Below are 10813 nucleotides of genomic sequence, written 5' to 3'. Positions count from 1 at the left end.
CTTAGCTTTGAGCTGCATCTTTTATTGTTCCCACTCTATATTTGAGCTCGACTTTTGCTTATTTATGGTTATCTGTGTCCATATGAACNATTTTAAATGTTGGATTAGTTGGAGATTTTCTTGACCATATAAAGCACTATCACAAACCATGATACTATCAAACTTTATTTGCTTTTTGAATTCTACTAAAACTTTTCCAAATACAGCTTTATCAGATTCATTTCCATCTCCTACTCTCACAAATAATGGAATATCTCCATCTTGGCTTGTTATTAAATCCAAGACACATTGTTTTAAGTCTGGTCTATGATCCCGAGAATATCCTTTCTTAATAAGAATTGGTCTTTCTTTAATAATTTTTTCTTCTTCCTGTTTCTCTTTATCTTCTTCCCTTTTATATTCTCCATCTAAATGAAATGATGTGGAATCTAAATGGGAGTATTTAAGGTCTATTTTAAATTTTTTAATTACTTCTAAAACTACTTCAATAAAAATATCATTTAGTCCATATTTATATAATTCATCCATTACTCTCCCAATTTTATCATCATTAAGGTAATTAGGTTTAATTCTTTCTCCTAACAATTTCTCAATGGCTTTATCTTGAAAAAACTGACTGAATAAATATAGAGGTCTTGAAACAAATCCTAGTCCATTGATTAAAATAGACTTAACTACTGTACCTGCTGAGATTTTTTCTCTAACATCTATTCCTAATTTATTATTAATTATTTTGACTATTCCTATTTCATCAATTAAACCAGCTACTATCCCTAAATGGTCTAAATTTTTAACTTGTATTTCTTCTAAATAAGACATTTTTCGCTCTTTTTTTACAGAGGAAACAACTTAAGCAATTATACCACTTTTTTGTCTTCAAGAGCTTAAGCAATTATACTTAATTATTAAACCCAGGCTTGTAGTATTTAATGCTACTTTTTTAAGTGCGGAATCTGGGTTAGATGAAAGTTTACCAAAAGGAGAAAATTGGCACGAACAATTATTACGTCAAATGGCTGATATTGGGGGTTATAACCGCCCTCCTTTATGGCAAGGTTCTTTATTATTAGAATTAGATGAATACAGAAAATTTCGTCATTTAGTTCGCCATAACTATCAAGTTAAATTAAAAGCTTATCAGTTGCTTATTTTAGCTCAAAAAGTAATTATTTCTTCTGAAAAAGTTAAAGAAGCTATTACAACATTTAATCTTTGGTTAGACAGCAAAGCAAACTCTGTAGGGGCTTAATATATTGTAGGGGCTTAATAATATTAAGCCCCTACTGGGTTATCAACGCCATAAAGCATCAGAAACCTTAATAATATCTTTAATTTCTGGTACATCATGAACCCGTAAAATATCGGTTTTAGAAGCGATGGCATGACAACAAGCTGCTGCGGTTCCCCAGACTCTTTTTTGAGGATCTTTTTTCCCTAAAATATGTCCAATAAAACTCTTACGAGAAACCCCTACTAACATAGGACATCCTAAAGCATGAAAACTAGATAAATTCTTTAATAATTCTATATTTTGTTGATAATTTTTGGCAAAACCAATGCCAGGATCAATAATTATATTATCTTGTTCAATACCTGCTTCAATAGCTTGCTTAATTTGAGTATTTAACCAGTTAACTATGTCATTAATTAGATCATCATAATCCGTTTTTTGTTGCATAGTTTTAGGAGTTCCCCGAATGTGCATAATAATAATAGGAACCTGTAAACTAGCCACAGTTGAAAGCATTTTTTCATCAAAAGTTCCCCCAGAAATATCATTAACTATATCTGCCCCTGCCTTAATAGCAGCTTGAGCAACTGCTGAGCGAGTAGTATCAATAGAAATAGGAATAGAACTATATTGACGTAAATGTTTAATAATAGGAATTACTCGTTTTAACTCTTCTTCTAGGGTAATTTCTTCAGCCCCAGGACGAGTAGATTGTCCGCCGATATCAATAATATCTGCACCACTGTCAATCATATTTTTAGCTTGTTCTAATGCGGTTTCGAGACTATTAAACTGTCCCCCATCACTAAAACTATCGGGAGTAACATTTAATATCCCCATTAAATGAGTGCGTTTTCCCCACTCAAACCTATGTTCTCGAATAATTAAATTGTTCATGGTTGTTTATTAATTAAAACAGTAGGGGTTAACGGCCGTTAACCCCTACAAATCAAAATTGTTATTGATAATTAATAATACGGGCAAAGTTAACAGGATCTAAACTTGCACCCCCAACCAAAGCCCCATCAATATCTGACTGGGCCATAATTTCATCAATATTATTAGGCTTTACGGAACCCCCATATTGAATGGTGACATTTTTATTAGATAATTGATCACGAATGACACGAATAATACGGTTAGCTTCTGTTGACTCACAAGTATCTCCGGTGCCGATGGCCCAAATAGGTTCATAAGCAATAACTAAGTTGCTTTGATCTACATCCACTAAACCTTTTTGCAACTGATTAATGATAACGCTTTCGGCTTCTCCTGCGTCTCTTTGTTGCTTGCTTTCTCCCACACAGAGAATAGGGGTTAAGCCATGACGTTGGGCGGTAATAACTCGTAAATTAGCGGTTTCGTCGGTTTCTGAGAAATATTGACGGCGTTCGCTATGACCAATTACAACATAGTCTACACTCAACTCTGTTAGCATGGGGCCAGAAATTTCACCAGTGTAAGCCCCTTTATCCTCCCAGTGGACGTTTTGGGCCCCTAAACGAACTTTTCCCCCATGCAAGCTTTTGGAGAGGATACTAAGGGCAGTAAAGGGGACACAGAGAACGATCTCTCTGGTTTCGTTTGTCTCTTCTACTTTTGATTTTAATACCGTTAAAAACTCCAGGGCCTCGGCCTGAGTTTTGTGCATTTTCCAGTTACCTGCAATGATAATTTTTCCTACAGCCATTTTCAATAATCTACATCAACAATTATTTTGCAAACTTCTAGTTTAGTGCCAAAAGGGTATCTCTGAATAGGGGTTGCAGAAAATTTGCTATTTATCGTTACTTTTAGCTTAATATTAAGGGGGAGTCAGCTAAAACGCATTTAAAATACGTTTTAGCAAGGCAAAAGGCAAAAGGCAAAAGGAAAGTGGATTGTAAATTTTTTATTGATTTCAGCAATAAGCAACTATTAAGAGCAGAGGATCAGTCTGTTGACAAAATTATTAGACGGGCTGATTTTATTTGGGATCAAAACAAACAATTAACTAGAGAAGATTGAAAACATCCAACTGCCAACTAAGATAAATCCTGCCAAGACAAGTTAAGATGTGTGTGATAATAGAGGTGATTTCCTGAATATGAGAAAACAGGCTATCAGGAAAACCCTACGACTCAATATCCTGTTGGGAGGTACTGATTTTGGATGAACTGCGATCGGCCCTAGAAATGGCTACAGAAGAGGAGTTACGTCAACTAACACAAGTTCTCTTCTGCCGTAAATTTAACCCCCTTGATTATTTACAAACTCCAGATCCTATCGAAGTGCAAAGTCAAGACTGGGATACTTGGTTAGATAAGATTGAGGCGAGGTTCCGTTTTTTAGCTTCTGATGGGTTAACGGTATTAAAGCGCAACACTAAACGCTTTAGTTATCGTCAAACGTTGATTCAGGTTTGTCAGTACCTGAAAATTCCTTACTCTAATCAGATGACGACAATCGATATTGAAGCGGATATTTTCTTGAATTTGTTGGGAAAAGCTTGGAAAAATTTGCCCCCTGCTCAACAAAATAGTTTAATGAAGCAAATACAAGCATCTCTGGCAAAATCTCATCTTCCCGATGCTTTACCGGTACAACTACAACATAACCCCATCAACCTAGTATTAAAGGGTAGCAGTGCTTTTGCGGTTAATTCTATTGTTAAACCTTTACTGCTCAAACATATTGCTCAACAGTTTGCTCTCCATTTTGCCCGTTATCAAGTGGCCCAACAAGCCGTAATTCGTGGTGGTGCTGCCGTTGCTAACCAAGTGGCGATTAATACGGCACGACGGGGTATGGCTATGACAGCAGCCCGTTATGGCGTGGTGAGAGGGGTTTTATCCTTTGTTGGCCCGGTGTTATGGGGTTGGTTTTTGGCGGATCTCGGTTGGCGAGCGATCGCCACTAACTATGGCCGGATTATCCCTGTTGTTTTTACCCTAGCTCAAATTCGCCTAACTCGTATGGAGTGTTGGGAGGTTGCTTAATAACTCAGCGTTCATTATTAAAATAATTTTTTATGAATCAATTGAATAAAACTAAAGTTAATTTGCTAGGAAATACCCTCAAGTTTGGTGTTTTTCTCCTCCCTTTTTCCGTTGACTTCGGAGCCACAGCCCTTGGTATCGTTTTAATCGGTTTATGGAGACAAAAATATAAAAAAATTATTAGTAACCCGATTAACTGGGGTTGGGGCTTACTATTCCTTTGGCTAATAATAACTTCTCTGTTAGCGGTTTATTCTCGCTATAGTTGGGAAGGGTTAGGGAACTTTTTACCATCTTTCCTGATGATAGCATCTTTCCCATTTTTTTTCAAGGATTTTTTGCAATTATATCAACTAGCTTGGTGGTTAGTATTAACCTCGATTCCTGTTTGTTTTTTGGGGTTTATGCAGTTATTTTTTGGCTGGCAAACCCCGTTATTTTTACACAGTATCGGCATTAAGATGACGGCTTATGGTCATCCTGATGGGAGGATGTCTTCTTTATTAATGTATTCCAATACTTTAGCCTTTTTTTTGGTAGTTGCCTTTACTCTATCTATTGGGTTATGGATTTTACATTATCGTCGTCGTTCCTTTAATACCCCGTCGTTAACGACGGGGTTTAAAAATAAAAAACTACTGATTAACTGGCAATTATCAATTCTCAGTATTGCTATTTTATTTAATGGTATTGGCTTGATTTTAACTAATTCTCGCAGTGCTTGGGGACTTGCTTTCTTAGCTTTGATGTTTTTTGCTATTTATTTGCGTTGGTATTGGATTATTGCCACAGTTTTACTGATTATGTTTTTAGTGCTTTGGGCTGCTTGGATTCCTATTTATCAAGATTTTATGCGTCAATTAGTTCCCAGTTATTTCTGGGCAAGATTAACAGATGAAATGTACGATGACCGTTATGTTACAGCCCTAAGAACTACTCAATGGGGTGTGGCTTGGAACATGATGTTAGAACGCCCTATTTTGGGTTGGGGACTGCGAAACTTTACCCCTGTTTATCAAGAAAAAATGAATGTTTGGATGGGACATCCTCACAATCTCTTTTTAATGTTATTAGCAGAGATTGGTGCGATTGGAACATTATTATTTAGTGGGTTGGTGGGAACAATAATCGCCAAAATAGTTATGTTGATGACTACGATCAAGAACAATTTTAGTGATAAATTTGCTCATCCTGAAGAAGATTGTTTATTACTATTTACCTATCTAGTGGCTTTTAGTTTGTGTATTATTTTTAATCTATTAGACGTGAGTATTTTTGATTTGAGAGTGAACTTAATCGGCTGGCTATTATTATCAGCTATGGCAGGAATTGCTAATTATCAATGCTTAAGCTCTAATAGTCTCAATGAGATGTTTGTTAAGAAATGACCCCAAAACAGTTAAAATTGAATATATAAGCAATGGCAGCAATATATAAAGCTGCTTAATAGGAGATACCATTAGTTACAATGCTCGATACTCAATCAATTTTAGACGTATTAAAACCGGTTCAAGATCCAGAGCTACAAAAGAGTTTAGTAGAATTGAATATGATTCGTAATGTTGCCGTAGAAGGCGGTAACGTTAGCTTTACCCTAGTATTAACCACCCCTGCTTGTCCTCTGCGTGAATTTATTGTTGAAGACTGCAAAAAAGCGGTTCAAACCTTACCAGGAGTAACATCCGTAAACGTAGATGTCACCTCAGAAACCCCCCAACAGCAGCCATCTCTCCCGGATCAAAATTCTGTAGCAGGAGCAAAAAATATTATCGCTGTTTCTAGCGGTAAAGGAGGAGTAGGAAAAAGTACCGTTGCTGTAAATATTGCCGTTGCCTTGGCTCAAACCGGAGCAAAAGTTGGTTTACTCGATGCTGACATTTACGGGCCTAATGTCCCCACTATGTTAGGACTGGAAAATACAGAAGTGCAAGTGGAGAAAAACCCAGCAGGAGACATCCTCCAACCGGCCTTTAACTATGGGGTCAAAATGGTATCCATGGGCTTTTTGATCGACCCCGATCAACCAGTCATCTGGCGTGGTCCCATGCTCAATGGCATCATCCGTCAATTTCTCTATCAAGTCAACTGGGGAGAGTTAGACTATTTAGTGGTGGATATGCCCCCAGGGACTGGAGACGCTCAGTTAACTATGGCTCAAGCGGTTCCCATGGCCGGTGCGATCATTGTCACCACCCCCCAAACCGTTTCCCTCCAAGATGCTCGTCGTGGCTTAAAAATGTTTGAACAACTAGGGGTTAATGTTTTGGGTATTGTGGAGAACATGAGTTATTTTATCCCCCCAGACGCACCAGAACGCAGTTATGACCTCTTTGGCTCCGGTGGAGGAGAAAAAACCTCAAAAGAGTTACAAGTGCCTTTATTGGGCTGTATTCCTTTGGAAATTGCCCTGAGAGAAGGGGGAGATCATGGGGTTCCCATTGTCATGTCAGCCCCAGAGTCGGCCTCTGCTAAAGCCTTAACTGCGATCGCCCAAAATATTGCAGGAAAAGTATCTGTGGCGGCCTTAGCTTAGTAGTGTGAAAAAAGATTAGGACATTGCAGTAAGGTGGGGAGTGCATCGGCCTAAAATGTTTTGCAATTTTATAGATGTCCTAATCATGATGTATAGTGCTATTTGGTCAAGATTTAAGATTCTCGTAGGGTGGGCAAATCAGAGTATTATTTTAGCTACTAATGATGTAGAAAACTTTGCCCACCTGCCAAAAGTATTTTTTCTTTTCCGTAGTAATCATTGTTAATCTCAGGCTTCTTAAAATTTAAAATACAGGTAAATCTAAACTAAAGCCAGGTAAAATATTTTCTCCTGATAAAGTGGTTGGTAATGAGACAATTTCTCTTGCTTTATTTTGAAGATAAATTTCTACTTGTTGACTTTGGGGATCGATCAACCAACCTAACTTTAAACCACTATTAAGATACTCTTGCATCTTGCTTTGAAGTTGATTTAAAGCATCAGTTCTGGATCTTAATTCTATGACAAAATCGGGACAAATAGGAGCAAATTTTTCTTGTTCCTGTAAAGTCAAACTATCCCATCTTTCATTAGATATCCAAGCAACATCAGGAGAACGTTTACCACCATTTGGTAAAATAAACACAGTAGAAGAACTAAAAACTTTTCCTAGTTTAGTTTGACGATTCCACAACCAAACTAAACCATTTAACTCAGATTCTCTATTTCCACTAATGGCACCAACGGGGGGCATAATAATTAATTCTCCTTGGGCTGTTTCTTCTAGTCTCCATTGATCGTTAACTTGGCAAAGTTGATAAAATTGTTCATCGCTTAGACCAACATTTTTTAGGCTTAAGATGATAGGTTCTGTAGTAATCATTGTGAATTTTATATGTATTAAAAGCTAAAATATAGGGAAATCTAAACTAAATCCAGGTAAGATATTTTCTCCTGATAAAGTAGTTGGTAATAAGACAATTTCTCTCGCTTTATTTTGACGATAAATTTCTACTTGTTGACTTTGGGGATAGCTCAACCAACCTAACTTTAAACCACTATTAAGATACTCTTGCATCTTTCTTTGAAGTTGATTTAAACCATCAGTTCTGGATCTTAATTCTATGACAAAATCGGGACAAATAGGAGCAAATTTTTCTTGTTCCTGTAAAGTCAAACTGTCCCATCTTTCATTAGATATCCAAGCAACATCTGGAGAACGTTTACCCCGATTTGGTAAAATAAAAACAGTAGAAGAACTAAAAACTTTTCCTAGTTTAGTTTGACGATTCCAGATAACTACATCTGCGTTAAACTCAGACTCTCTGTTACCACTAATGGCACCAACGGGGGGCATAATAATTAATTCTCCTTGGGCTGTTTCTTCTAGTCTCCATTGATCATTGACTTGGCAAAGTTGATAAAATTGTTCATTACTTAAGCCAACATTTTTTAAGTTTAAGATAACAGGTTCAGTGAGCATCATTGTACTTTACTTCTTTTACAAAATTTGTGATAAAAATTTCTGACTTCTTTCCTCTTGAGGAGCATTAAAAAAATCTTCAGGTGTAGCTATTTCTACTATTTTGCCTCCATCCATAAAGACAACGCGATCGGCAACTTCTCGTGCAAACCCTACCTCATGGGTGACACATACCATTGTCATTCCCCCATCGGCTAAACTACGCATGGTATCCAATACTTCTTTAATCATCTCAGGATCAAGGGCTGAAGTCGGTTCATCAAATAACATAATTTTCGGTTCCATGGCCAAGGCACGGGCGATCGCTACTCGTTGCTGTTGTCCCCCGGACAATTGACCTGGATATTTTTCCGCTTGTTCCAAAATACCTACTTTTTCTAATAGCTGTATTGCTTTAGCTTCGGCTTTTTCTTTTTTCCAATGTCGTACCCAAATGGGTGCTAAGGTAACATTATTAAGGACAGTTAAATGGGGAAATAAATTAAATTGTTGAAATACCATTCCCACTTCTCTCCTAATAGCTTCAATATTTTTGAGATCATGGGATAATTTAATGCCATCAATAGTGATACTACCTTTTTGATAGGGTTCCAAGGCGTTAAATGTGCGAATAAATGTAGATTTTCCTGAACCTGATGGACCCATAACAACCACAACTTCCCCCTGTGTTACGGTAAGACTAACCCCTCGCAAAACATGAAAGTTGTTATCATACCATTTTTCTACATCTTGGGCGATGATAGCGTTTTCTGGGGCAGTTTGGCTCATAATTTCAGTGTTCCTTAATGATTAAACTTAACCTATTTTAGCAATTATAAACGAAAGTTTTCTTTATATTTCTAGATTAATGAGAAAAGTTAGTTAAATTGTTATCAATTTATTTTAAAATAGGATTGAACTTTAGTAAAAATATTATGCAGGTTATATTTTTTGGAACCCCTCAATTTGCTGTACCCACTTTACAAAAATTATTAGATCATTCTCGCTTTAATGTTATCGGAGTGGTGACACAACCAGATAAAAGAAGAGGAAGAGGCAAACAATTAATTCCCTCAGCCGTAAAAAAAATAGCCTTAAATCATAATATTCCTATTTGGCAACCGAAAAGAATAAAAAAAGATCAAGATACACTTTCTCAATTAAAAAATAGTCAAGCTGATGCCTTTGTGGTTGTGGCTTATGGACAGATTTTATCCTTAGAAATACTCCAAATGCCTAAAGTGGGAGCGATTAATGTTCACGGTTCCATTTTACCTCAATATCGTGGTGCGGCACCCATTCAATGGTGTCTTTATAACGGCGATCGCCAAACTGGAATTACGACGATGTTAATGGATGAGGGTATGGATACAGGAGATATGTTATTGAAGGCTTACACTGATATAAATTTATTTGAAAATGCTTATCAAATAGCTGAAAAATTAGCTAATCAAGGGGCAGATTTATTAATCGAAACTCTAGAAAAATTAGAAAGTAATGAAATTCAAGCAGTTCCCCAAAATAATGAGGAAGCAACTTATGCTTCTTTGATTAATAAAGATGATTTTATAGTTGACTGGAATAAATCGGCCATCGCTATTCATAATCAAATAAGAGGATTTTATCCCAATTGTTTTACATCTTTCCGGGATGATAAACTTAAAATCATGGCAACTATTCCTATGGATGATGATCATTTACAATCATTAGATGAAAGTTATCAAGAGTTAAACAATCAGCTAAAATCTTTAGATAAAACCATAGGAAAACCTGGAGAAGTTATTGGTTTAATCAAGAACTTCGGACCAGTTATTAAAACAGGAAAAGGGTTACTATTACTCTCAGAAATCCAGCGTTCCGGAAAACGTCCCCAGTCAGGGTGGGATTTAGTTAATGGAACTCATCTAAAAGTAGGGGAATTGTTAAGTTAGTTAATTAGGGTTTGCTGAATAAAAGCAAAACCCTATTCTTTAAAAGGTTACACCCATATTCGCGATCGCAAAAAAGATCAGCTTTGTCGGCTACAAACCGCTATAATTGGTAGAAACACCTCCCAGTTGTTGGTCAAGAACAAATGTATCGAAAAGAGGAGCAACCTTTACCGCCCCCAGAAAAATTTGAATTACCTTTCGAGGGCAAATTGTCCCCCAATAATCGTTGGGTAATCATGGCAGAGTTGATACCTTGGGATGATTTTGAGGAAGAATATGCTAAACTTTTTTCAGCAGAAAAAGGTGCGCCAGCCAAACTATTTAGAATGGCATTAGGGACATTAATTATTAAGGAAAAATTAGGAACAAGTGATAGAGAAACTATAGAACAGATTAGAGAAAATCCCTATCTACAATACTTTATAGGTTTAAATTGTTATCAACAAGAGCCACCACTGGAATCTTCAATGCTAGTTCATTTTAGGAAAAGAATTGATGGAGAATTGATAAACAAAATCAATAAAAAAATAGTAAAAAGAGAAATAGACAAGAGTGATAAAGAAGTAAAAAAAAAGGATTGTCTCCAAGAAAAAGGAGAAAAAATAAAAAATAAAGGTAAACTAATTTTAGATGCGACTTGTGCGCCAGCAGACATCAAATACCCAACGGATTTAGGCATATTAAATCAAGCCAGAATTGAGACAGAAAGAATAATAGATAATCTTTATAAACCATTAA

General features: G+C 36.4%; 11 protein-coding genes and 1 pseudogene. 6 read left to right on the top strand and 6 right to left on the bottom strand.

The features are described from left to right. Positions 1-24: 24 nt before the first annotated feature. Positions 25-819, bottom strand: a pseudogene (locus CWATDRAFT_RS26165) (IS1634 family transposase); the annotation flags it as partial. Positions 820-856: 37 nt separating this feature from the next. Here CWATDRAFT_RS26165 and CWATDRAFT_RS41500 point away from each other — a divergent pair. Beyond that, positions 857-1249 (top strand): ribonuclease toxin HepT-like protein, encoded by a 393-nt coding sequence (locus CWATDRAFT_RS41500; protein WP_326997439.1) that lies wholly within the window; start codon positions 857-859, stop codon positions 1247-1249. A 42-nt stretch (positions 1250-1291) separates the two neighbouring features. Here the strand turns inward: CWATDRAFT_RS41500 and folP are convergent, their stop codons facing one another. Both folP and tpiA read right to left on the bottom strand, forming a co-directional pair. Then, positions 1292-2128: a dihydropteroate synthase gene (gene folP / locus CWATDRAFT_RS26155; protein ID WP_007307826.1), complete on the bottom strand. Its 837-nt coding sequence runs from the start codon at positions 2126-2128 to the stop codon at positions 1292-1294. A gap of 61 nt (positions 2129-2189) precedes the next feature. After that, positions 2190-2921, bottom strand: coding sequence for a triose-phosphate isomerase (gene tpiA / locus CWATDRAFT_RS26150; protein WP_007307825.1), 732 nt, complete (start codon positions 2919-2921; stop codon positions 2190-2192). Between the two features lie 457 nt (positions 2922-3378). Between tpiA and CWATDRAFT_RS26145 the strand changes: the two genes are divergently transcribed. The 3 genes from CWATDRAFT_RS26145 to CWATDRAFT_RS26135 all read left to right on the top strand — a co-directional run bounded on the left by CWATDRAFT_RS26145 (position 3379) and on the right by CWATDRAFT_RS26135 (position 6742). Further along, positions 3379-4209, top strand: a complete 831-nt coding sequence (locus CWATDRAFT_RS26145) for a YaaW family protein (protein ID WP_007307828.1) — start codon at positions 3379-3381, stop codon at positions 4207-4209. A 32-nt stretch (positions 4210-4241) separates the two neighbouring features. Next, positions 4242-5597: an O-antigen ligase family protein gene (locus CWATDRAFT_RS26140; RefSeq protein WP_007307829.1), complete on the top strand. Its 1356-nt coding sequence runs from the start codon at positions 4242-4244 to the stop codon at positions 5595-5597. 80 nt (positions 5598-5677) lie between these two features. Continuing rightward, entirely contained in the window at positions 5678-6742 is a 1065-nt protein-coding gene (locus CWATDRAFT_RS26135) for an Mrp/NBP35 family ATP-binding protein (RefSeq protein ID WP_007307830.1), read from the top strand. Positions 6743-6986: 244 nt separating this feature from the next. Here CWATDRAFT_RS26135 and CWATDRAFT_RS26130 read toward each other — a convergent pair whose 3' ends face one another. Genes CWATDRAFT_RS26130 through CWATDRAFT_RS26120 form a run of 3 tightly spaced genes read right to left on the bottom strand, consistent with a single transcriptional unit; the run spans position 6987 to position 8933 of the window. Then, positions 6987-7565 carry a Uma2 family endonuclease gene (locus tag CWATDRAFT_RS26130; RefSeq protein WP_007307824.1) on the bottom strand — a complete coding sequence of 193 codons (579 nt, stop codon included), beginning with the start codon at positions 7563-7565 and terminating at the stop codon, positions 6987-6989. A 24-nt stretch (positions 7566-7589) separates the two neighbouring features. Further along, positions 7590-8168, bottom strand: coding sequence for a Uma2 family endonuclease (locus CWATDRAFT_RS26125; RefSeq protein WP_007307823.1), 579 nt, complete (start codon positions 8166-8168; stop codon positions 7590-7592). 15 nt (positions 8169-8183) lie between these two features. Further along, positions 8184-8933 carry an amino acid ABC transporter ATP-binding protein gene (locus CWATDRAFT_RS26120; RefSeq protein WP_007307822.1) on the bottom strand — a complete coding sequence of 250 codons (750 nt, stop codon included), beginning with the start codon at positions 8931-8933 and terminating at the stop codon, positions 8184-8186. A gap of 146 nt (positions 8934-9079) precedes the next feature. On the opposite strand from CWATDRAFT_RS26120, the gene fmt reads away from it, so the two are divergent. After that, on the top strand, positions 9080-10075 hold the full coding sequence (gene fmt / locus CWATDRAFT_RS26115) for a methionyl-tRNA formyltransferase (RefSeq protein ID WP_007307831.1): 996 nt from the start codon (positions 9080-9082) through the stop codon (positions 10073-10075). Between the two features lie 143 nt (positions 10076-10218). After that, the coding region (locus CWATDRAFT_RS26110) for a transposase (RefSeq protein WP_042712470.1) at positions 10219-10813 on the top strand (595 nt) is incomplete at its 3' end.

The sequence above is a fragment of the Crocosphaera watsonii WH 8501 genome, from assembly GCF_000167195.1.
GTDB classification, from domain to species: domain Bacteria; phylum Cyanobacteriota; class Cyanobacteriia; order Cyanobacteriales; family Microcystaceae; genus Crocosphaera; species Crocosphaera watsonii.
Note: the sequence above shows the minus strand (reverse complement) of the source record. Positions and strands in the feature narration are given on the sequence as shown.

Bases quoted from the DNA above. Each gene is read 5' to 3' on its own strand.
- folP (WP_007307826.1), bottom strand. From the start codon at position 2,128: ATGAACAATTTAATTATTCGAGAACATAGGTTTGAGTGGGGAAAACGC.
- tpiA (WP_007307825.1), bottom strand. From the start codon at position 2,921: ATGGCTGTAGGAAAAATTATCATTGCAGGTAACTGGAAAATGCACAAA.
- CWATDRAFT_RS26140 (WP_007307829.1), top strand. From the start codon at position 4,242: ATGAATCAATTGAATAAAACTAAAGTTAATTTGCTAGGAAATACCCTC.
- CWATDRAFT_RS26135 (WP_007307830.1), top strand. From the start codon at position 5,678: ATGCTCGATACTCAATCAATTTTAGACGTATTAAAACCGGTTCAAGAT.
- CWATDRAFT_RS26130 (WP_007307824.1), bottom strand. From the start codon at position 7,565: ATGATTACTACAGAACCTATCATCTTAAGCCTAAAAAATGTTGGTCTA.
- CWATDRAFT_RS26125 (WP_007307823.1), bottom strand. From the start codon at position 8,168: ATGATGCTCACTGAACCTGTTATCTTAAACTTAAAAAATGTTGGCTTA.
- CWATDRAFT_RS26120 (WP_007307822.1), bottom strand. From the start codon at position 8,933: ATGAGCCAAACTGCCCCAGAAAACGCTATCATCGCCCAAGATGTAGAA.
- fmt (WP_007307831.1), top strand. From the start codon at position 9,080: ATGCAGGTTATATTTTTTGGAACCCCTCAATTTGCTGTACCCACTTTA.